Annotated in this window: 23 protein-coding genes; 8 read left to right on the forward strand and 15 right to left on the reverse strand. The window is 43.6% G+C overall.

What is annotated here, in order from left to right; all coding sequences use genetic code 11:
* Positions 1–27: 27 nt before the first annotated feature.
* Entirely contained in the window at positions 28–1,938 is a 1,911-nt protein-coding gene (locus tag H0Z23_RS02790; protein ID WP_296867496.1) for an ATP-dependent DNA helicase, read from the reverse strand.
* Positions 1,938–2,594 (reverse strand): PrsW family glutamic-type intramembrane protease, encoded by a 657-nt coding sequence (locus H0Z23_RS02795; protein ID WP_296867440.1) that lies wholly within the window; start codon positions 2,592–2,594, stop codon positions 1,938–1,940. The genes H0Z23_RS02790 and H0Z23_RS02795 overlap by 1 nt, the downstream gene beginning before the upstream one ends.
* Positions 2,595–2,717: 123 nt before the next feature.
* Between H0Z23_RS02795 and rpsT the strand changes: the two genes are divergently transcribed.
* Positions 2,718–2,999 (forward strand): 30S ribosomal protein S20, encoded by a 282-nt coding sequence (gene rpsT / locus H0Z23_RS02800; RefSeq protein ID WP_296867441.1) that lies wholly within the window; start codon positions 2,718–2,720, stop codon positions 2,997–2,999.
* A 34-nt stretch (positions 3,000–3,033) separates the two neighbouring features.
* On the opposite strand, the gene holA is transcribed toward rpsT, so the two are convergent.
* The 5 genes from holA to radA form a co-directional block, all read right to left on the reverse strand.
* Entirely contained in the window at positions 3,034–3,987 is a 954-nt protein-coding gene (gene holA / locus H0Z23_RS02805; protein WP_296867442.1) for a DNA polymerase III subunit delta, read from the reverse strand.
* Position 3,988: 1 nt separating this feature from the next.
* Positions 3,989–6,469: a leucine--tRNA ligase gene (gene leuS / locus H0Z23_RS02810; RefSeq protein WP_296867443.1), complete on the reverse strand. Its 2,481-nt coding sequence runs from the start codon at positions 6,467–6,469 to the stop codon at positions 3,989–3,991.
* A gap of 85 nt (positions 6,470–6,554) precedes the next feature.
* Positions 6,555–7,352, reverse strand: a complete 798-nt coding sequence (locus H0Z23_RS02815) for a slipin family protein (protein WP_296867444.1) — start codon at positions 7,350–7,352, stop codon at positions 6,555–6,557.
* Positions 7,342–8,694 (reverse strand): nodulation protein NfeD, encoded by a 1,353-nt coding sequence (locus H0Z23_RS02820; RefSeq protein WP_296867445.1) that lies wholly within the window; start codon positions 8,692–8,694, stop codon positions 7,342–7,344. The genes H0Z23_RS02815 and H0Z23_RS02820 overlap by 11 nt, the downstream gene beginning before the upstream one ends.
* Positions 8,691–10,028, reverse strand: coding sequence for a DNA repair protein RadA (radA, locus tag H0Z23_RS02825; RefSeq protein WP_296867446.1), 1,338 nt, complete (start codon positions 10,026–10,028; stop codon positions 8,691–8,693). Before radA ends, H0Z23_RS02820 begins: the two co-directional genes overlap by 4 nt.
* 210 nt (positions 10,029–10,238) lie before the next feature.
* Between radA and H0Z23_RS02830 the strand changes: the two genes are divergently transcribed.
* Positions 10,239–11,573 carry a sodium:solute symporter gene (locus H0Z23_RS02830; protein ID WP_296867497.1) on the forward strand — a complete coding sequence of 445 codons (1,335 nt, stop codon included), beginning with the start codon at positions 10,239–10,241 and terminating at the stop codon, positions 11,571–11,573.
* Positions 11,574–11,601: 28 nt separating this feature from the next.
* On the opposite strand, the gene H0Z23_RS02835 is transcribed toward H0Z23_RS02830, so the two are convergent.
* Both H0Z23_RS02835 and H0Z23_RS02840 read right to left on the reverse strand, forming a co-directional pair.
* Positions 11,602–12,099 (reverse strand): adenosine-specific kinase, encoded by a 498-nt coding sequence (locus tag H0Z23_RS02835; protein ID WP_296867447.1) that lies wholly within the window; start codon positions 12,097–12,099, stop codon positions 11,602–11,604.
* A gap of 21 nt (positions 12,100–12,120) precedes the next feature.
* Complete coding sequence (locus tag H0Z23_RS02840; RefSeq protein WP_296867448.1) at positions 12,121–12,975, reverse strand: HAD hydrolase family protein; 855 nt, start codon at positions 12,973–12,975, stop codon at positions 12,121–12,123.
* 176 nt (positions 12,976–13,151) lie between these two features.
* Between H0Z23_RS02840 and H0Z23_RS02845 the strand changes: the two genes are divergently transcribed.
* The 5 genes from H0Z23_RS02845 (at position 13,152) to H0Z23_RS02865 (ending at position 17,687) form a co-directional block, all read left to right on the forward strand.
* On the forward strand, positions 13,152–14,306 hold the full coding sequence (locus H0Z23_RS02845; protein WP_296867498.1) for an ABC transporter substrate-binding protein: 1,155 nt from the start codon (positions 13,152–13,154) through the stop codon (positions 14,304–14,306).
* Positions 14,307–14,401: 95 nt separating this feature from the next.
* Complete coding sequence (locus H0Z23_RS02850) at positions 14,402–15,283, forward strand: branched-chain amino acid ABC transporter permease (RefSeq protein WP_296867449.1); 882 nt, start codon at positions 14,402–14,404, stop codon at positions 15,281–15,283.
* Positions 15,284–15,298: 15 nt separating this feature from the next.
* On the forward strand, positions 15,299–16,183 hold the full coding sequence (locus tag H0Z23_RS02855) for a branched-chain amino acid ABC transporter permease (RefSeq protein ID WP_296867450.1): 885 nt from the start codon (positions 15,299–15,301) through the stop codon (positions 16,181–16,183).
* Positions 16,183–16,956 (forward strand): ABC transporter ATP-binding protein, encoded by a 774-nt coding sequence (locus tag H0Z23_RS02860; protein ID WP_296867451.1) that lies wholly within the window; start codon positions 16,183–16,185, stop codon positions 16,954–16,956. Before H0Z23_RS02855 ends, H0Z23_RS02860 begins: the two co-directional genes overlap by 1 nt.
* Positions 16,957–16,958: 2 nt before the next feature.
* Positions 16,959–17,687, forward strand: coding sequence for an ABC transporter ATP-binding protein (locus H0Z23_RS02865; protein ID WP_296867452.1), 729 nt, complete (start codon positions 16,959–16,961; stop codon positions 17,685–17,687).
* A gap of 77 nt (positions 17,688–17,764) precedes the next feature.
* Here the strand turns inward: H0Z23_RS02865 and H0Z23_RS02870 are convergent, their stop codons facing one another.
* Positions 17,765–18,211, reverse strand: a complete 447-nt coding sequence (locus H0Z23_RS02870; protein WP_296867453.1) for an OmpH family outer membrane protein — start codon at positions 18,209–18,211, stop codon at positions 17,765–17,767.
* 117 nt (positions 18,212–18,328) lie between these two features.
* On the opposite strand from H0Z23_RS02870, the gene H0Z23_RS02875 reads away from it, so the two are divergent.
* Positions 18,329–18,547 carry a DUF3343 domain-containing protein gene (locus tag H0Z23_RS02875; RefSeq protein ID WP_296867499.1) on the forward strand — a complete coding sequence of 73 codons (219 nt, stop codon included), beginning with the start codon at positions 18,329–18,331 and terminating at the stop codon, positions 18,545–18,547.
* Positions 18,548–18,552: 5 nt separating this feature from the next.
* Here the strand turns inward: H0Z23_RS02875 and H0Z23_RS02880 are convergent, their stop codons facing one another.
* The 5 genes from H0Z23_RS02880 to H0Z23_RS02900 all read right to left on the reverse strand — a co-directional run bounded on the left by H0Z23_RS02880 (position 18,553) and on the right by H0Z23_RS02900 (position 22,382).
* The gene (locus H0Z23_RS02880) at positions 18,553–19,233 is read right to left on the reverse strand and encodes a ComF family protein (protein WP_296867454.1); all 681 of its coding nucleotides are present in this window, start codon (positions 19,231–19,233) and stop codon (positions 18,553–18,555) included.
* A 28-nt stretch (positions 19,234–19,261) separates the two neighbouring features.
* Positions 19,262–20,464, reverse strand: a complete 1,203-nt coding sequence (gene metK, locus H0Z23_RS02885; RefSeq protein WP_296867455.1) for a methionine adenosyltransferase — start codon at positions 20,462–20,464, stop codon at positions 19,262–19,264.
* 69 nt (positions 20,465–20,533) lie between these two features.
* Positions 20,534–20,962 carry a GNAT family N-acetyltransferase gene (locus tag H0Z23_RS02890; protein ID WP_296867456.1) on the reverse strand — a complete coding sequence of 143 codons (429 nt, stop codon included), beginning with the start codon at positions 20,960–20,962 and terminating at the stop codon, positions 20,534–20,536.
* A gap of 26 nt (positions 20,963–20,988) precedes the next feature.
* Complete coding sequence (locus tag H0Z23_RS02895; protein ID WP_296867457.1) at positions 20,989–21,183, reverse strand: alcohol dehydrogenase; 195 nt, start codon at positions 21,181–21,183, stop codon at positions 20,989–20,991.
* A 20-nt stretch (positions 21,184–21,203) separates the two neighbouring features.
* Complete coding sequence (locus H0Z23_RS02900) at positions 21,204–22,382, reverse strand: DUF3084 domain-containing protein (protein ID WP_296867458.1); 1,179 nt, start codon at positions 22,380–22,382, stop codon at positions 21,204–21,206.
* Positions 22,383–22,456: the final 74 nt, after the last annotated feature.

A 22,456-nucleotide genomic window follows, 5' to 3' on the forward strand; every position in this document is an offset into this window, starting at 1 on the left:
AGCCGACTAAAGTGAGCAACATCCTTTCTAGGCAAGCTTAACTTTTTTGTACGGCACCTTTGGAAGGCTATCATAAATTTTCCAATCTTTTCTTGATAAAACTCTACCATCTAAAATGACTACCCTTCCTCGGTCCCTTTCAGTCCTAATCAATCTTCCTACTGCCTGCTTCAATGTCAATTTTGCCCTAGGCAACACAAAGGATCTAAAATATGCCCTTCCAAACAAGACCTTTAAAGTTTTCATCATTGGGTCTTCTGGATGATCAAAGGGGATCCTATCTATTATAACCTGCGTGAGTCCTTCACCTGGGACATCAAAACCTTCCCTAAAAGTCACACTACCTATAAGGACTGAAGTCAAATCCTCCTTGAAAGAAGCTACCAACCTGCTTAGTGGCGCTTCTTTTTGCACGTAAATATTATATTTTTTTGCCCCGCTCTTCATGTATTCACCCACAAACCTGAGGAGGCTCAAAGAGCTCAGCAAAACTAAAGATCTACCACCATTTTCGTCACACAAATGTTCGACAATTTTAGCTATCGTTTCTTCATACCCCAAATCTGTGACTTTCTTGTTTGTCTCAACTACCCATATCTGCATTTGTTTTTCCAACTCGAAAGGAGAATCAATTACTACAGTCCGGTCGGCTACAACATTTGTCTCCCTTTGCCAGTAGGAAAAGTCTCCATTTAGGGCTAAGGTAGCTGAAACAGCGATAATGCTATGAGGAGCAAGATTTTCAAAGCTTTCCTGCAGCACCTCCGCCACGGAAGCCGGAGCACTCACTAAATGAGACCCATCCCACCAATACGCCCAGCTGGGGAAATTAGCAAACCCTGCACACCACGAAAGGTTATCAAATGCTTTTTTAAATCCTTCGAATGACTCTAGAACCTCCAAACAATAAGGAAATTCCTCCGGATTAAAGTTATCCTCGTCTGTGATCTTTCGTAGCTCGTTTGAAATAACACTATATTCTCCCTTTAACCTCAAAAGCGACTCGGAGTTCAAGGGACCTTCAAGCGCTTGGCCGGGCTTGTAACTTTTTTCCAACAACATGAACAATTCTTTCCCTAATTCTAAAAATTTTTTGCCACTTTTTACAAATCTATCGACATTTACATATCCTTTCCCCGCTAAAAAGGGTACTACCTTGCTCAATATGCTATTAATCGGTTTTTGGAAGTTATGGTAGCCTACTTTCACTGAAGCCACACTCCTTGCCACTTCAGGCATTTTGTGAGCCTCGTCAAAAATCAAAATATCCACTGGAACTACGAACTTGCCACCAGCGCCAATAAGGTGAGATAGAAAAAAATGATAGTTGGTTACAACTAAATCCCAATTTTGGGCCCTTTTTACGAGTTTCAGAAAAAAACACTCACCACGAAAGGGGCACCTCGACCCCAAACAATCCTCCTGAGAAATAGCCAAAGCTGAAGCTACTTCCCCAGGAATTAGAGCCGCTATTTCGTCAACTTCTCCGCAAAATGTGCTCTTAAGCCAAGAATCAAGTTTAAAAGAAGTTGTAGTGCCAGCGTTTCTAAGCTCATGTTCAGCTTTTCTGTAGCAAACATAATTATTTCTCCCTTTTATAGTGCCATATGCCACTTTTCCATCAAAGATTTGTTCAAGCTTTGGAAGGTGATAAGCCATTACCTGGTCCTGTAAATTCCGCGTCGAAGTAACATATACAATTTTTTTGCCCTCTTTTGCAGCAAGAATGGACGGAACTAACAAGGCTAAAGTTTTGCCTATGCCAGTGGGAGCTTCTGCGAGCAAAACTTCTCCTTTTTTCATACTTTCCCAAACCTCTTCGGCAAGACGCACCTGCCCCTCTCTGTAGCTATACTGAGGGAAAACAGAGGAAATTAGGCTTCCGACATCAAATAATTTCGTTATGCTTTCTTGTAGGCAATTATCTTCTAATACCATCAAACATTACAACTCCATGATTTTTTTATTAGAGAAATTGATCGTAGCCAAAACAAGACAACTAATAATATCGCCAGCAAAACTCCAGAACTAGACCTCAAAAAAAGAAAATAATTGAAAAGGCCATGAGCTATCACAGGTAACGATAAAATCCTAATCATATTGTACTTAACTCCACCGCTAAGTTTTTGCCTGGCTGCTTCATAGCCCATAAAGAGCCCGCAGAGACCATGCAGAGGAACGGAAAGAAAGGCTCTCCACCCCGCCACTAAGAAAGGATTCACAGATCCTAAAACATAAAACAGGTTCTCCAACGTGGCGAAACCCAAAGCCACTGAGGTCCCATACACTATCCCGTCATAACATTCGTCACATGCCTGGTGGTTTATAAACCTCTTTAATGCCAACCATTTCATGTACTCTTCTATAAGTGCTACACCTACAATTTGATATATTAAAGGTCCCAATAGAGCCAAATAACTAGTAAAAATCTCCAATAAGGCCGCAGGAAAGACAAACAAAGCTCCCGTCAAAAAAGATCTCACTACCAACGCCAAGGGTTCTGGATCAAGTTTATCTTTATGATAAAACCACCATGCTAATGCCAATCCGGGTGCCACTGCCAAGATAACTAACCATTCAAAACCAATTTTCAAAAAATCACATCCTTGGATTTTAATATTTCCATTTACAGAACATTTATATTATACTTTCCTATTGTTGCAGAACACATAAAACCCGTGTTAGAATGGGGGCTGCTGTAGAAGGAGGTGAAGGATTTGCCAAACAAGAAATCTGCTGCTAAGAAGTTGCGCGTTGCAGAGAGAAACAGGTTGTACAACAAATATTGGAATACTCGCTGCAAAACAACTGCGAAGAAAGTGCTTGAAGCAGTAGCTAGCGGAGATAAGGAGCTAGCGTTAAAGAGATTGGATGAAGCCCAATCTGTCCTAGATAAGGCTGCTGTTAAGGGCGTCATACATAAGAACAAGGCTGCTCGCAAAAAATCTAGGTTAACCAAGGCAGTAAAGAGCCTTTTTCCTCATACAACAGATGCCTAACCCCTTGTTTTTTCTGTACATTTGAACCGGGCATTTATCTTTTCTCAATGGTAAGTGCCCGGTTTTTGCTATTCAACAAATCCAAAATAGCCATTTCCAACACTTCCCAAGCACCTGATGGCAGGCTCTTATTTATGCAACTTGCCTTTACCATCTCCAAAACAAATTTTCTCAATGATTTTGCTCCATAAATGCGTGAAGCCTTTAGGGCCTTCTGAGCCTGGTAAGGTTTCGCACCAAAGATGCGAAACAATTCTTCCTTTTCCTTCTCTTTATAATCTGCCAAATACATAGCCAAGCGCATCCTTCTATGAAGCCCACTTACGACTGGTAATACATCCATTTCCATCTTTATCCTCTTAAAAGATTTAATTACCGCGGACACATTCCCTTCACAAAGACCATCCAAGAGAGTTAAGAAGGCTTTACCCCCTTCATCTATACAAAGATCCTTGACAAGTTTCTCTGTAACTACTCCATCCAATGCCGCAGTTTCAAGCTTATAGATTTCGCTTCTTATCTCCTCTGGGTCCTCTATCCATTCTTCTAGAAGGGATACCGCCTCCTTGGCCCATTTCACCCTTGTTCCTTTTATGATGCGCTTTATCCATTCTATTCTCCCAGTTGTCCAGTGAGGAACCTTTTCAGGCCTCTTAATCGTGGACATTTTAATTACTTCCCGAGGTAGATGCTTTTCCACCTCGCTTTCATACAGCAGCAAGATAATCGTAGAAGCCAACTCCTTTGGTTCTATCTGAGCCGAAAGAGGCGATGGGAATTTCCCCATCGCCTCTGGAGAATCAACTACATAAACAGTCTTCTCGTCAAAGAGGCCTCCATTCGTAGCTGTGGAAAACAAATCCCACCAATTGTAGCCCTCTGTGCGGCCAGCTATACTGAACCCCATTCGAGAAAGCTCTTCTAGCGTTTCTTGTAAAAGCCTGCTTTTGGCGGGCTCTTTAGAACAAATAGCCAAAAGGGAAGGCACTTTACCCCTTCACCACCACATTCACCAACTTATTGGGCACAACTATCACTTTTACTATCTCTTTACCTTCAAGGCGCTTAGCAACCAAAGGATCTTCCAGGACCATCTTTTTCATGGAGTCTCTATCAAGACCTGCAGGAACAACCAATTGTGCTCTCACTTTCCCATTTATCTGCAATACTACTGTAATCTCATCTTCAACTAGAGCTTCTGGTTCTGCTTTTGGCCAAGGTGATTCACATACCAAACTTTCATTGCCCAAGCAAGACCACAACTCTTCAGATATGTGAGGCGCTACAGGAGAGAGACATAGTAGTAATATGTCTACTCCTTCCCGGAATATAGCCCAATCGTCCTGGCTTTTGGGAGTGAAAGCACCTAAAGCATTAGACAACTCCATCAATCTAGCTACTGCCGTATTGAACTGCTTTTCTATTTCAATATCTCTAGTAACAGCATCTATAGTTTTATGGATCTTGCGTTTGAGGTCTCTTGAAGGTTTCTCTTTTATCTCTGCCATCTTTACCCGCTTACCTGAGACCTTCTTAAGTTCATCAAGGTTTTCATCCACCAGGCGCCACACTCTGTTCAAAAATCTATGAGCTCCTTCAACTCCCCTATCAGACCAATCCAAATCCTTCTCTGGAGGGGCTGCAAACAGTATAAATAATCTAGCCGTATCAGCACCATATTTGCGGATTATTTCGTCTGGATCTACAACGTTTCCCTTCGATTTGGACATCTTGGCTCCATCTTTTATTACCATGCCTTGAGTCAACAAATTGGCAAATGGTTCCCTAACGTTAACCATTCCTAAATCCGCCAGAAACTTGGTGAAAAACCTAGCATAGATAAGATGTAGGCAAGCATGTTCTATGCCCCCTATGTATTGATCAACAGGCATCCAGTAATTCACATCATCCTTACGGAATGGGCCTTCTTGCGTCCATGGGGAAGCAAAGCGCAAGAAATACCATGAAGAACATATAAAAGTATCCATGGTATCCGTTTCCCTTTTAGCAGGGCCTCCGCATGATGGGCATTTAGTGTTAACCCAGTCATGTTGGTCTTCAAGGGGATTGCCTCCTACCTTCATCTTCACGTCTAAGGGAAGCTCTACCGGCAGTTGTTCTTCAGGGACAGGTACCACGCCACATTTTTCGCAATATACGACAGGGATCGGAGCTCCCCAATACCTCTGCCTGGAAATAAGCCAATCCCTTAGCCTGTAATTAACTTCCCGCTTTCCCCATCCATTTTCTTCGAACCATTCAGCCATCTTCACTTTGGCTTCCTCAGTGGGCATACCATCAAATGGGCCTGAATTAACCTGAACTCCATCTTCCTCAAAGGCCTTCTCCATAGTCTCGCCATTTAGCACTTCACCCGATTTGGGATTAATCACAACCCTCACGGGAATACCATAGGCCCTTGCAAACTCGAAATCCCTTTGGTCATGGGCAGGTACACCCATTATGGCTCCAGTTCCGTATTCCATCAGTATATAGTTTGCTATCCATATGGGGACTTCCTCACCGTTAACCGGGTTTATTGCCTTAAGTCCCGTGTCCACGCCTAATTTTTCAGCGTTATCTCCTCTCGTGTTTTCCCCCGATCCTTTGTGCTTACTCACAAATTCTTTCACTTCTGCTGCTTTGGGCGACACCTTAACTATTTTCTCCACCAAGGGATGATCAACGGCCAAGGCCACAAATGTCACTCCAAAAATAGTGTCTATTCGGGTTGTGAAGGTTTCTATATCTATATCTTTTCCACTCACTTTAAAAGATAACCTTACTCCCTCTGACCTTCCTATCCAATTGCGCTGCATTATCTTTACCCTTTCAGGCCAACCATCCAGCTCATCCAGAGAATCTAAAAGCTCTTGTGCATAATCGGTTATCTTCAAGAACCACTGCTCTAAATTTTTCTTTATTACAGGAGTTCCACAACGCCAACAATGCCCGTCATTTATTACCTGTTCATTGGCAAGCACCGTACTGCAGCTTTCACACCAGTTCACCGGAGCCTTTTTCTTGTAGGCAAGGCCTTTCTTATAAAATTGAAGGAATAACCATTGAGTCCACCTATAGTAATCTGGATTGCATGTCTCAACTCTTCTTCGCCAATCATAACTGCACCCCATGCTTTTAAGTTGCTTCGTCATGTGTTCTATGTTTTCCCATGTCCACTTGTTTGGGTGCGTACCATATTTAATTGCAGCATTTTCTGCTGGCAATCCAAAAGCGTCAAAACCCATTGGATGCAGCACATTATATCCCTTCATCCTGAGAAATCGGGCCAACATATCACCTATGGAATAGTTTCTCAAATGCCCCATATGAAGAGCACCGCTAGGATACGGAAACATCTCTAGACAGTAAAATTTTTCCTTTTCATTGTCAGTATCAACGTTGAAGGTCCCGTTCTCCTCCCAATAACGCTGCCATTTTTTCTCTATAGTGTTAAAATCATATCCCACTGCTCTTCCTCCCCCATCCAGCACTTATTGTTCAAGTTAGGTTGCACACCATTATATATATGTTAGCCTCATGACGCAAAACCATTTAGCTAATTTCTTTTGTTTTGCTCTTATCTTTTTCCATCAAAGCGCCTAAAAGGTCAATGGGAACCGGGAAAATGGTAGTTGAATTGTTCTCCGACGCTATTTCCCGCAAGGTCTGAAGGTACCTCAGCTGTATTGTTATAGGAGATTCCTCCATCCATTTAGCAGCTTCTGTGAGCTTTTCTGCTGCCTGAAGCTCCCCTTCCGCTGCTATGACCTTGGCTCTTCTCTCCCGCTCGGCTTCAGCCTGGCGGGCCATAGCCCGTTTCATCCCTTCAGGAAGCTCTAATTCCTTTACCTCTACAGCACTTACCTTTATCCCCCAAGGATCCGTTCGCTCATCTATGATATGCTGCAACTCCACGTTTATCTTGTCCCTAGCGGACAAAACCTCATCTAATTCAGACCTCCCCACAACAGACCTCAGGGTAGTCTGTGAAAGCTGACTAGTGGCAAGTACGTGATTTTCTACCTCAATTATGGATTTAGCAGGATCCATAACCCTGAAATACACTACCGCGTTCACCTTAACGGGGACATTATCTTTTGTTATGACTTCCTGATAAGGGACATCAAGGGTCACCACTCGCAAATCAACCCTACGCAACCTATCAATGAAAGGTACTATCAAAACCAACCCAGGTCCTTTAACACCCACAAATCGTCCTAACCTGAAAACCACACCTCTCTGATATTCTGGAACAATTCGTACAGCAGCGACCAGAAGAATTGCCAGTATTACTATGGTCCCTACGTAACTTCCCAAATTAAAGATGGCATATACGATGTCACTTATCATCGTTCTCATCTCCTTTCTCTTCACTTCTCAATGGTTCTACATAAAGGACTAGCCCCTCGGCCCTTACTACTCGCACAGGTACATCCTTCTCTATTCTCTCATCTGTTAAGCTCCTAGCCTCCCATATCTCTCCATGGCACTTCACCATCCCAGAAGGATCCAAATCACTAAATGTAGATCCCTCTGAGCCAATTAGACCCTCGCTGCCAGAAACAGCCTTTCTTGACAAGGACCTCCAAACCGCCCAAGTCGCCAACATAAAAAACGCCGTGATAGCTATTACAGCACCGATCAAAAAACTATATGACATATTAAGAAGCTCACCCCCCGGAGCTCGGTATATAACTAACCCCCCTACAATAAGGGCAGCAGCACCGAACGCGCTTAATATACCTATTCCTCCGATAACTAGATCCAAAATCATTACTACAATACCAGCGATCAATAACACTATACCCGCCCAATTCAAAGGAAGCATCCTGAGTCCCAAAGAGGCCAGCAGAACTAAAATAAGCCCCGAAGTCCCAAGGACGAAACCTCCAGGAGACATTATCTCGAAAATAATGGCATAAATCCCCGCTATCAAGAGCAGGTACGCCACATCAGGACGAGATATAAAGTGGAGCGCCTTCAATCTTGGAGGCATCTCATGCCTATGTATTTTATAATCCCTGAAATCCAGCCTAACTGAACTATTACCCAGTTTAATCTCCCTTCCACCGATAGCCTCCAGCAATGTAGGAAGGTCAGAAGCTACAATATCTATTACTCCCTCTTGCAGGGCTTCTCTGGCCGTATAAGATACGCTCTCTAAAACCATTTTTTCGCAGGAGTTCGGGTCTCTACCTCGCTCTTCCGCGAGAGACCTCATCTGGGCAGCCAGGTCACTCGTTATTTTTTTATCCATCTCTTCCGGGACATTCTCACCTCCTGCGGTTACGGGATGAGCTGCTCCTACGTTAGTTCCAAAAGACATGGCAGCAACGTGCGCAGCCTCCAGGATAAAGGCCCCAGCAGACGCCGCCCTGGCTCCTGGAGGACTAACCCACACAACTATAGGTATATCTGACTTTAGGATTTTCTGAGTAATCGCCCTCATGGAGCTCACTAGCCCTCCAGGCGTGTCCATATCAATAACTATCAATTCGGCATCTACTTTTCGCGCTTCCTTAATGATATCATCAAGGTGCTCCTCCATGACCACACCCACTATGCCGTCAAAGGAAGCACTTAAAATATTTCTTACCTCCTTCGCAGCGACAGGTGAAGCAAGGAGAGAGATTGCTCCAAACACAAAAGCCAACGCCAACAAGGATACCTTACACAATTTATGTTTTCTCATAAGCCCACCTCTTTCAGCGCCTCCTTAACGTTTCCAACCTTGCACAAACTTATTCCCTCAAACATATCTAAATCCTGCCCCCTGCTTACGATGAAACGCTTATAGCCCAAGCGCTTAGCCTCCTTTATTCTGCTTGTAAGCCTGGGCAGGGGTCTCACTTCGCCGGCAAGCCCTACTTCACCTATGAAACAAAACGAGGGGTCCACTGGCCGGTTGTAGTGGGCGGAAGCCAAAGCTACACATAAAGCCAGGTCTATCTGGGGGCCTTTTACTGAAATGCCTCCAACTACGTTTACATACACGTCATGTGAGGTCGTCAAAATTCCGCATCGCCGTTCAAGGACTGCCAGCAAAAGTTGCAACCTGCTAACATCTACCCCAATAGCAGTCCTTTTGGGGTATGGGAAGGGTGAATTTGCGACAAGTGTCTGAACCTCCACCAAGAAAGCCCTTGAGCCCTCCACAATAGGAGCAACCGTAACACCCGGGGTTTTTTCCTGTTTACCCCTCCAATAGAGCATACTTGGATCGTTTACAGCAAAAAGTCCCTTATCCAACATCTCATAAACTCCCATCTCATCAGTTGCTCCAAAGCGATTCTTTACAGCTCTAAGGATCCTGTAGGGCGAAAGTCTGTCTCCAGAGAAAAGCAAAACTGTATCAACCATATGTTCCAGAAGTTTAGGCCCTGCAATCATACCTTCCTTGTTTATATGGCCAACCATAACCACAGGGCATCCACTTCGTTTTCCTAAAACAATAGCTCTTTGTGCCACTGCCCTAACCTGTGAAGGTGTGCCCGGCAGGCCTGACAACTCGCCAGACATGAACGACTGTACGCTGTCTACAACAGTCAGATCTGCTTCTGTTATGCTCTGTAGCAACTCATCAATATTATCTCCACAACCTATTTTTAAGCTATGTGGCATCATCCCCAATCGTTTTGCCCTCAAAGCAACCTGGGAAGGAGATTCTTCTCCGGAAAGATATACTACGTTTCTTCCTTTTTGCGCCATCCTAAGACAAACTTGCAGCAAGAGGGTAGATTTGCCTATACCTGGCTCTCCTGCCAAAAGAATCGAAGCCCCTGGAACCCATCCCCCACCCAAGACCCTATCTAACTCTTCATCCTCAGAAGACAATCTTTTAGGGCTCTTTATTTCATGCAAAGACAAGGGCAATAAAGTTGTTTTAACTCCCACATCTTCTGAGGGAATTTCCACTACTTCTTCGATACTCCCCCAGGCCCCGCATTTGGGACACCTGCCGGACCAGGTAAAACCTATATATCCACACTCAAGACACTCATATCGCTTATTTCCTTTTTTAGCCATTTCTAAAAATCAACCTTTCCGCAAACGATATACTTCTTTACTATATTACCGCAGCTATATAATTTATAAAAGCAATATATTTAAAGTGTCTTACCTGCCTATCACAGTAACAGCTGCCATTTTGTTATAATAATCTGACCTTATGCATTTTTCATCCTAATAAGCAAGGAGTGGTGCCTTATTTTTCTCCTTTCTGCTTTTGTGGTCGTTATGTTCTTTGTGCATCTTGGGGCTAAATCCAGCAGCCATACCAAGCATGAAGATTATTCTCTAGCTGGCAGAAAGTCCTCTGCCACATTGGTGTCTGGAATTCTATTGGGAGCCCTCGTAGGTGGAGCCTCAACTGTAGGTACGGTACAAATGGCCTATGCATATGGCCTTTCTGCCTGGTGGTTCACTTTAGGAGGAGGTATTGGGTGTTTGGTCCTCGGTTTATTCTTTGCTGTACCTTTAAGAAGTTCTGGCTTAGAAACCATTACTCAATTTCTGGCAGAAAAATATGGGCACCCAACGGCTAAAGTTTCCATGTGGGCTTCGGTCATGGGAACTTTTATCTCAGTTGTAGCACAATTTCTGGCCGGAGCAGCAATGCTCCGAAGCATTATTCCAGCAAACGACTGGATAATAATGTTCTTATTTTCTTTGATTATCCTGGCCTTCATATTCTTGGGAGGCCTCAAAAGCTATAGCAAAATAGGAGTATATAAAATAGCCCTACTTTACGGAATACTATTGCTATGCTTTTTGGTGTCCTTGAAGGCCCTGGGTGATTTTGGCCAGATTTGGCGTACATTGCCACGCAGGCCTTTCTTCTCACTGTTCGGCAATGGCGTCGGAAAAGGCCTGAATGCAGGGGTCTCTCTTGTGGTTGGGGTTTTATGCACACAAATATATATTCAAGCTATTTATTCCTCTTCCTCCCCCAAAACTGCGAAAAAGGGCGCACTGATTGCTGCCTTACTAATGCCCCCACTAGGGCTTTTGGGAATATGGATAGGCCTTTATCTGCGAAGCTCTGGCATAAACATACAGCCATCAGAAGCCCTTCCTTATTTTATACACAACTATTTCCACCCCGCTTTGGCTGGAGCAATCTGGGCCGGCATACTCATAACGGTCGTTGGAACTGCTGCAGGCTTAGCACTGGGTATGGCAACAAATATCGTCTCGGATTTCATTATCCCTTTGCAGTCATCAAAAACATACAACACCTTAAGCCTTAACAGGATAACTGTATTAGTAGTCATCTTAGGTGCTGCTCTTATTGCCGTTGTAGGCAAAAGCTCCATGATACTGGAGTGGAGCTATCTAAGCATGGGATTAAGAGGAGCCGGAACATTCTTTCCCCTCGTAATAGGGATCCTAAAACCTGGCATGTTGCCCTCTAGCTGGGCTTTTGCCTCCAGCATTCTCGGGTTGTCAACCACTCTACTCTGGCCCTTAACGAACCTCCCCCTAAAGCCTCTCTTTGCAGGGCTCGGGGCCTCAGCCTTGATAACTTTGGTAGGCTCAATAAGCAATGTTGTCAAGAAAAAGAGGTGGTAGGGCTTAGCCCTCCACCCTTCTTCTTTTCCTAACGCTTGTAACCTATTATATCTCTCAGTAATTTCTTTCTTTCTGCAATTTCCCCAGGACCTTCTACACCTTTTGGGGGAGCTCCGTCGACAACACCTATCACTCCTCTGCCCTGCTCCGTCTCAGCCACTACGACCTGAAGTGAATTGGCTGTGGCTGCATATATCCTACATACTTCCTGACAGGATTTTATCTTATTAAGAACGTTTATAGGGTAACCTTTTCTCAACAATATGACAAAAACATGACCTGCCGAAATCTTTTTAGCATTCTCCACTGCCGCTTCTATCAAATCTTCTGCATTTCCATCCTTCCTGATCAGGCATGGGCCAGAAGCCTCGTTAAAGGCAATCCCAAATTCCAAGTATGGAGAGGTGGTAACTAATACCTCGTAAAGGTCTTCCACTGTCTTAATAAAATGGCTCTGGCCTAAAATAATGTTACACCCATCAGGAATAAACATATCCACCACATCAAGTTTAATTTTTGCACTCAAAATCCTGCACCTCCTTGAAATTTAAATATCTTTACACTCCCCTATATTTAATCCTTTTTTTGATAGAACAAAAAATAAAAATTCTTCGTCCTCTAAATATTTGACAATTTCCGCAAACCCACCATTTTCAGCGGAAGGCAGAACTACATCTGCCTGCTTTTTAAGGGCATCTGGCGCATCTTCCATGGCAAAGGCTATATGCGCTTTCAAAAGAAGAGTTTCATCATTCATATGATCCCCTACAGCTACAACTATCTTATTACTACTGCCTTTCATCTTTAAAATTTTAGATAAAGCATGCCCTTTGGAAACCCCAGGTGGTAGCACATCCAGAAACTTCTCCCCCGCCATAGTTATTGATGTTCTGTCTTTGAATTTGCCAGAAATATGATCATAAAGCTCTTTAATTAGCCCTTCATCCCCGTGAAAAATAACTCTGTAAACCGAATTAAGTTCCTTGGGCTGGGTAAGGTTAGGCTCTACTTCTACTCCAATACTCTTGAAATAATCTATCACAACTTCATCATGAGGTCTGCAAAACACCTTCTCGTCTCCCATAACTTGAATTCCTACTCCAAAATCCCAACCAGCTAATAGCACATCCCTAACTAGGCCGCCGTCAATCTTTTTCTCCCAAAAGAGCATCCCTCTCTCAAAATCCATTATTCTGGCCCCATCATACACTATGGCAGGGCCAGAGGCCTTTATTTTACGGATATGCTGCAATGCAGAAGCTAAAATCCTCCCTGTAGCAACCATCAAAGTCCAGCCACCGCCTTTTAGCTTCAAACAAGCGGATTCGACTCTCTTCGATATAACATCCCTATACGCAAGGGTCCCGTCTATGTCTGATATTAAAAGTTTCTCGCATTTCACTATCAAAGCCACCACCGTCCTTTGAAGTTATATTATAAGCTATTGTCAGATTTAACCTATCAATACTGAATAAAAAATCAATAAAATAAACTCACACTTTCTTGCAGTACAATTTGCCTTTATATGCTAAAATTCCTTATATAGGTATTATTCAACTTAATGTGGAGGTGGAGATAGTGAGGAAAGGTTTTGCAGTGTTACTTCTTGCGGCATTTTCATTGACCCTCTTTGTGGGGGGAGCTTTAGCTGAAGAGGTGGTCAAAGTAGGCTACCTTGCAGCACTGACAGGCGACTGGGCCGCCTACGGGCAAACAGAGCTGAAATCCGCCCAGTTAGCTGTCGAAGAAATCAATGCTTCTGGTGCCCTGGGGAATTTGAAATTGGAGCTAGTGCCTTATGATTTCCGTTCAAGGCCGGAAGATGCAGTAAACGCCGTCAGAAGGATGATCAACCAGGACAAGGTAGTTGCTATAGTTGGCGCTAACGCCAGCGGCGTTAACATTGCTACCGCCCCGGTAGTTAATCAGGCAGGAGTGCCACAGATAGGAACAGTTTCAACTAACCCCTATGTAACAATGGACGAAAGCGGTAAAGTCCGGCCCTACTCCTTCAGAGTCTGCTTTACTGACCCTTACCAGGGCAAATTAATAGCTTATTTCGCCGCAAAAGACCTTGGTAAACTTAAAGCTGCAATTCTTTACGACGTGAGCAGCGACTACTCTCAAGGGCTCCGTGAGTTCTTCATCAAGAGTTACGAAGGTTACGGGGGAAAAGTTGTAGCTGACTTAGGCTTCAGAGGCGGCCAGGACGTTGACTTCAGAGCTCAGCTAACGGAAATCCGCAACAGCGGCGCCGACGTACTTGTCCTGCCCAATATGGGTAAGGAAATGGCCCTTATTATGAAGCAAGCCAGGGAGCTCGGCATGAGCGACATAGTCTTCGTAGGTGGCGATGGTTACGGGGAATTTATGTGGGAAATAGCTGGAGATGCCATGGAGAACTCTTACTGGATCAACCACGTCTCCCCTGAAGACCCTGCAATGCAGCCTTTCTTCGAGGCCTACAAAAAGAAATACAACGATGAATGCAAGGAGTTCGTGAATGGAATCCTTGCCTACGATGCAGTATACTTCTTGGCAGATGCAGTAAAGAGAGCAGGTAAAGCTGATTCTGAGGCCATCACAAAAGCTCTTGCAGAGACCAAGAATCTTCAGCTGCACCACGCCGTAATAACGATGGACGAGTTCCACAACCCCAAAGATAAAGACGGCGTCGTTCTCATAGCCAAAGATGGCAAAGGCAGATTCTACAAGAAGGTCAGACCAGAATAATATCCAGATATGATACAGCCCTAACCGCTTAGACATGGCGGGCCTTAAGGGCCCGCCTTTTTTAAATACACCAAGCAAGAAAGAGGTGGTAAATATTGCAGACCCTTTTACAACAAATCATAAACGGGCTCTCTCTGGGATCAGTTTATGCGCTAATAGCAGTCGGATATTCCCTAGTCTACTCAATACTTCTCTTCTCTAACTTTGCACATGGAGGCTTTTTGGTCATTGGGGGATATATCTGCTATTTCATGCTTAGATCTGTGGGAGCCAATATCTGGCTTGCAGGCGCAGCCGCCATGGTGGGTGCAGGCGTATCTGCCATCCTTACTGAAAGGGTAGCCTATAAGCCCATAAGAGAAAAGACAAATATCACCCTATATCTGTTAATAGCTTCGATGGGCATGAGTATAGTAATTGAGAATGTCTTCGTTATTTTAGCTGGAGGCAGGTTTAGAGCTTTGCCTCCTGTCATACCGACAAGCCCTGTTAATGTTTTTGGCGTGGCAACAACAAGCATGTTTGACATACTCTCCCTTGTTACTGCCGTTATATTTCTCAGCTGCCTGCAGCTTTTCTTGACAAGGACCAAATGGGGGCTTGCCATTCGGGCAGCTGCTTATGACCTAAGAGTGGCAGGGCTTATGGGTGTCAATGTAAACAGGCTTGTATCGATTGTCTTCTTCGTTGCAGGAGTATTGGCAGCAGTAGGTGGCATCTTCCTGTCGGCAAGATACACCTTGTATCCTCAATTGGGATTGATAACTATAAAAGCCTTCATCGCAGCGGTTATAGGTGGATTAGGCTCTTTGCCCGGAGCGGTAGTAGGGAGCCTCATTTTGGGCCTAGCAGAGATGCTTACAGCAGGATTCATATCTAGCCAAATGCGTGACCTTGTGGTTTTCTTGCTTTTGATAATAACTTTGCTCATCAGGCCCAGTGGGCTCTTCGGCAAAGAAGTCAAAGAAAAGGTATAGAGGGGAGGTATTTTTGTGTTTGGTGGCTACGTTGACGGTATAATAATATTGCTCTGCATAAACTCTATCGCAGCAATGGGAGTCTCCCTTCTCACAGGATTCACCGGCATATTCACTTTGGGCCATGCAGGCTATATGGCGTTGGGGGCCTATATATCCTCTATTTTGATAATAAAGGCAGGGTTTCATTGGTTGGTTGCGGTCTTGTTGGGAGGAGCTGGAGCCATGGTGATAGCCTGGCTGGTAGGAATACCAACCCTTAAGCTCATGGGAGACTATTACGCCATAGCATCTATAGGCTTGGGAGAAGCTATTAGGCTTGTGCTTGAGAACTGGCAATCCTTAACAAGAGGTTCTCGAGGCATTCCAGGAATACCTATTTATACGTCCCTTCCCGTCGCAGTGATATTTTTCCTTGTTATGGCGACTTTTATGTTTTTCCTAATAAATGGTAAATATGGAAGAGCATTCAAGGCAAGCAGGGATGACTACATAGCCGCATCATTGCTTGGATTCAATACAGCACACTACAGGGTTTTGAGCCTTGCAATTTCTGCTTTCTACTGTGGGATAAGTGGCGCCTTGCTAGCGGGATTCTTATCGTTCATACAGCCCATAATGTTCGACATGTTGAAATCCACAGAGTTGACGGCAGTTGTGGTTTTTGGGGGATTGGGCTCATTAAGTGGAACACTTATAGGGACAACTATAATAACCCTTGTGACTGAGCTTTTCAGGCCTATATCCCAATATAGAATGCTCATTTACGGCGCAGTAATCGTCTTGATTATGATTTTCCGCCCTGAAGGCATAATGGGCCAACATGAGCTTCATCCTCGGCTCATTTTAAACCTATTCAAAAAAGATAAGTCGAAACCGGCCGAAGGAGGGAAAATGTGATGTCGTCCTATATTCTGGAGCTCGAAAACGTAAACAAATTCTTCGGCGGAGTTCATGCTGTTAACGATATAACATTCTCCCTTAAAAAGGGAGAGCTGGCGGGTCTCATAGGGCCTAATGGCGCCGGTAAAACCACCATTTTTAATCTCATAACTGGTGTATATCCCTGCGATAGTGGACATATAACTTTCAGAGGTGAAGACATAACAGGCCTTAAAACCTATGAAGTAATTAAAAAAGGTATAGCCAGAACATTCCAAAACCTCAGACTCTTCCCCAGATCTAGTGCTCTTGAAAACGTAATGACAGCCTGTCAACAACACTACAATTACAGCTTCCTGGAAGCTATAACTCACCTCGGAAGGTGGAAATCTACCGAAAGAGATATCATGATGGAAAGTTTAGAACTTTTGGAAAAAGTGGGACTGGCCGATAGAGCCTATCAAGCTGCAGGAACTTTGCCTTATGGGCATCAAAGAAGACTGGAAATAGCTAGAGCCTTAGCCTTGAGACCTGACCTTTTATTGCTTGATGAGCCTGCCGCAGGTATGAACCCTGAAGAAGTTCAGGAACTCAACATACTTATAAAAGATATACACAAAACTTTTGACCTCACCATTCTGGTTATAGAACACCACATGGAGCTTGTTATGGAGATATGCCCCCATGTGATATGCATCAATTTCGGAGCCAAGATAGCCGAGGGCACACCTCATGAAGTCCAAAATCACCCAGAGGTTCTTCGGGCATATCTTGGAGAGGAGGTGAAATAAAGTTGAACTCCCAAAAGCCCCTTTTGGTTATAGAGAATCTGAACGTAAGCTATGGAGCGATAAAAGCCGTAAGAAACTTGAGCCTCCACATAAACGAGGGAGAGATAGTTTGTGTCATAGGCGCAAATGGAGCTGGGAAAAGCACGTTGATGAACGCCATAATGGGCATGGTTAAAAGAGAAAGTGGAACCATACTCTTAGAGGACAAGCCTCTGGCTGAAAAGAGCTACCAGGTAGTTGCTCAGGGAGTATCTCTTTCCCCTGAGGGACGTAAGGTTTTTGCTCCTCTAACTGTCTACGAAAACCTAATGATGGGCGCTTTCCCCCGAAAAGACAGAGAAAACATAGAGCGAGATCTAGAGTGGGTCTATTCATTATTCCCCAGGCTTAAAGAAAGAAGGAATCAACATGCTGGCACCCTATCTGGAGGGGAACAGCAAATGCTAGCAATTGGAAGAGCACTAATGTCAAGGCCCAAGTTGCTCCTGTTGGATGAACCATCTCTTGGGTTGGCACCTATAATAATAAAAGACATTTTCAAAGAGCTAAAACGCATAAACTCCGAAGGGGTTACCATCCTCCTAGTCGAACAAAATGCAAAACAGGCCCTAATGTTGTCCCATAGAGGTTACGTCTTACAGACTGGCGAAATCCTAATGGAAGGACCATCGGCGGAACTATTGAAAAATCCAGAAGTAGAGGCAGCATACCTTGGAACCACGAAACATTAAAGGGGAGGTAATTCCTCCCCTTTTAAATTAATTATTTTTCCTTCTCTTCCCAAATTAATATTGATTTAGTTGTTTTATTATTGAGTTGCATATTTCTTCTTCAAGTTTTGAATAACATCTTCCGTTATGTCTATCCCGCCGAAGAAAACCTGGGCTTTATCCAACACTATGGTTATGCCTTTTGTTTTAGCAACCGTCCTTATTGCCAGGTCTATATCCTTGAAAAGGGGCTGCATAAGTTTTTGCTCTTGCATTGCTGCTTCTTGTCTTTTTGTACTAAATATTTTCTGTTTCTCTTTATCATCTGTGGCTTTCTCAATAGCAGCTTTGGCTTCAGCTTGCTTCTTCTGCATCATAGCCTTTATTTCTTTTTGAACTTGAGCAAATTTAGGATGCTGGAATAAAACCTTCTGTGGATCCAAAACTCCTATCTTTTCCTGGGCCAATGCGGTCCCACATACAAAGGCTACCAGAAAAAGAGATAGAACACCTACAGTCACAATGCTTCTTACACCTTTTGTCATAGAAAAACCTCCTTCTAAAATCTTTACCTGCTTATTTTAACCTTCACAAAGTTCCTGGTCTAGTTATAATTACCTATAGCACACACAAAAATTCCTAATTAAGTCGAGGTGATTAAGGTGCACTGCCTTGCCACATTCGAAACTACTCATATGGCTATTCTGTTCGAAAAAACCTTCAGGAAAGCAGGGCTAAACGTAAAAATAGTCCCCATCCCCAGATCTCTTTCTTCTAGCTGCGGTTTAGCATGCCGCTTCCCATGTGACCAAAAAGATTTCATCTTGACCTATTGCGAGGAAAAGGACATAGAAATACAAGACATACATGAAATAGACTAGTTTAGTTATGCACCATATCCTCCTAAAGACCATACAATAGCCCCAACAACATCCCACGCTTCGTCCTCCAAAGCTTCCCTGCACCTCCTGAGGGTCATACCTGTAGTGCACACATCATCTACGATCATGACTCTCTTCCTCTTATAGGTCTTAGCCTTATCAATGACAACTACCGCTCCCTTGGGCAATGCCCTTCTTTCTTGATATGTTCTTCCTACCTGGGTTGGCATTTCTTTTTTCCAAGAAAGCACGTCCAAAACTGGAACATCTAAAATCTTTCCCACACCTTTGGCTATCTCTAATGCCTGATTGAAATGTCTACAGGAACCTATATGCAAAGGCACAGGCACTAATCCCTCAACTATGCCATCTATTACCAAATTTCTAGCCAGAGCCTCTCCCATTTTAGAACCCAAACTTTTGAAATGACCATATTTCAACAAGTGGACCACTTCTCTGGCCTTGCCTTTGTGAATAGATCCCCAGTACAAAGGAACCGACCTGAATGAATGCCTAGCACAAGGATAATTAGCCATACAATGTAAGCACAAGACACCAGCGTTTTCTAAGATTGAGTCCAGGCACTCATCACAAATAGAAACTCCTAATTTTTTGCAAAAGGGGCATTCCACCGGCCAGAACAAGTGGAAAAGCCCCTCAACTATCGTCTTGAATCCAAGCTCCATGCTTTACATTTAACACTCTCACAGTAGCTTATAGTTTTTCGGCAGCTTCTCTGAGTTTTTCCGTCCTGTCAGTTCTCTCCCACGCTGGCATAGGATCAAGATCCACTCTTCCAATGTGACCATACGCTGCTAACCGGAGATACTGGGGTTTGCGCATCTGTAGATCTCTTATTATAGCCGCGGGACGGAAATCAAAATGCTCCCTCACTAACTGGGTTATCTTGGGATCTGGCAAAACACCAGTTCCATTGGTGTCCACCATTATAGAGACTGGGTGAGCCATACCTATAGCGTAGGCAACCTGTATCTTGCACTCCTTTGCCAAACCGGCAGCCACTACATTTTTAGCAGCATATCTTGCCATGTACGCAGCAGACCTATCTACCTTAGTTGGATCTTTTCCAGAAAAACATCCACCTCCATGAGGCACTACACCACCGTAAGTGTCAACCATTATTTTCCTACCTGTCAGCCCAGTATCAGCCATTGGGCCTCCCATGACAAAGCGACCACTGGGATTGACCAATATTCTAGGTTTTTGGGGCACTAGATGTTCTGGAATTATGGGATTTATCACTTCTTCTATGATATCTTTTTCTATTTGGTCATTTTCCACCGCAGGGTGGTGTTGCGTGGATACTACAACCGTATCAATTTGTACAGCCTTTCCATTTTCATACTCTACTGTGACCTGAGTCTTACCGTCTGGCCTAAGGTAAGGCAAAATCTTTTCTTTCCTTACGAAACTCAATCTTCTGGCCAGACGGTGCGCAAGAGCTATCGGAAGAGGAAGAAACTCTTCGGTCTCGTCACAGGCATATCCTACCATAATACCCTGGTCCCCTGCTCCCACCTTATTGAGCTCATCCGATATTTCGCCTTTCTCCCTGACCTCTATAGCTTCATCCACTCCACCCTTTATATCTGGAGATTGCTCATCAATTGCAGTAATAACTGCACAAGTGTCACCATCAAATCCATATTTAGCTCTCGTGTATCCGATATCTTTTATGATCTTTCTGGTTAATCTAGGAATATCTACATAACAAGTTGTAGTAATTTCTCCAGCAATTACCACTAAGCCCGTCGTAACCAAAGTCTCGCATGCAACTCTACCGTATGGGTCTTCAGCCAATATGGCATCCAACACTCCATCGGAAATCTGGTCTGCCAGCTTGTCTGGATGTCCTTCCGTAACTGATTCTGACGTCAAAAGAAACTTGCTCGTCAATCTTTTCCACCTCCAAAATTTAGAAATAATTATTTATCTTCCAAGTTTATATCTGTATTTCCCTGCTTTCTAGGTGTATTCTATCGGCCTTTTTAGCAAGAGCATTGCTCCATCTTTATGTTCGAAACCAAGCTTCTGCAGAAATACAGACAACTCGCTCGTATACGTTATAATTAAAGGGATGTCCTTTATCCTAGGATGCTCCATGACGTATTTCAAAAGCAACGAACCAAGCCCTTTCCCCTGATGATCAGGATGCACCATTATATCCCATAAGGAGCCCCTAAAAACGAAATCCGTCAATATACGACAAAAGGCCACAAGTTTTCCCTCATACCGTACAGAAAAGCACATGGACGTTCCTTCCAGCATTTTTTCTATCTGTTCCAACGACCTGCTCTTTCCCCATTTGGTAAAACGATAGAGTATTAAAAGTTCATCCGGTGTAATCGCTTCTTTGCTGTCATAGAAAAAGTAAGGCATAGGTAAATTTTCCATTGTTAAAATATCTTCTCCCCCACCTTCTATTTTACGCTAAATGACATACCTCCAACAATTTCCCTCAGATTTCCCCTTCCATCTCCTGCAACCTGCAATTGAAGTACCTGACTAGTTCCACAGTAAGGGCAACTGAAAACAATCCTGGCAACCCCATCAACATCAGGAGCACCTGGCAAAATTGCCGTCTCTCCACACGCTTGACACGCCACTATTAACATGACTGTACCCTCCAAAAACTTTATTCTAATGGCAAAATCCGAATTTTAACACGAACAGGCCCTTCCGTATAGATATCCTCTGCAGCCTCCACCTTAATTTTTAAGGTTTTTTCAGCATTTTCTATTTTTTCCAAACTATTAAAGAACTCCAACGCGTCCAAATTTCCTACTGTCCCTCTTATAGGATCGGGCAAAACTCCGTCTTCTTTTGCTTTTGTGTTTATTTTCCTAAGAATACCATACAAATATCTTTCAGCACTATCCCTATCCAAGCCTGCAGGTAAGATTTCAACAGCGAGAAGATCCCCCTTCTTATAAATCAGTTGACTCTCAAGTCCAACAAGCTCGACAGGAATAGGCTTACCCCTAACAGTATTCTCAAGAGCCACAAGCCTTAGTATATATCTTTTGTTTCCTTTACAATATTTTTTGATAGCATCTTCTACATGCTCATCCAACTGTATTTTTATATCCTCTGGCCTGGTTCCTGCCCTAAAAGCCATGCTCCTTCGAGCTAGTTCTATAAGCCCTTGTTCAACTATAATAGGATCCCATCCTTCTGGATTAACTGTGAGGATCTTTTGCGCCACAACTTCACCTGAAAAGACTATTATCCTACCCTCTTTTAGTTCCTCAAGCCCTCGTTTCAAGGCAGCAGTTTCTTCTTGCAACTCCTTAATCTCATTTTGAAGACCTTTTCTTACTCCTTCTAAGGACTCCAAATCCCTCTCTGCCTTTTGCTGGGCTTTGCGTGCCTCTTTAAGTTCTTTCTCTGTCTTCTTTAGTTTTGCTTCGCTCTCTTTGAGCTTGCTTTCGATCTCAGACAGCTGTGCCTGTTTGCCCAAAAGTTCTTCTTTACTAGCTTCAAGCTGTTCTTGCAGGCTCTCCAATTCCAATCTATTATCTTGAAGCTGCGCGGTAAGATCCGTTATCTGTCTTTGAACTATCTTCATGCTTAATATAGCCGTTCGCACTGTCTGTGAGGTGGTAAGCAAAACACCCAAAGTAAACAACATAATCAGCAAGCCAGATAACACAGTGATGATAGAGGATGTGTACTTTGGTCGCAAACCAAATATAGATATCCTTTTCTTGCCAACACGCATACCTACAACATCGCCTATGAAGGCCACGATGCAGCTTACCGCTAACAATATTATTATCAGTTTCCAGTTCAGGTCAGAGACGCCACTAAACAATCATAAATACCTCCTGCGTGCTAATAATAACAGAATTGCCTCAATTTTTCCCTAGTACAAATACTAAAAGGTAT

It is taken from the genome of Thermovirga sp. (genome assembly GCF_017656375.1).
Classification (GTDB): Bacteria; Synergistota; Synergistia; order Synergistales; family Thermovirgaceae; genus Thermovirga.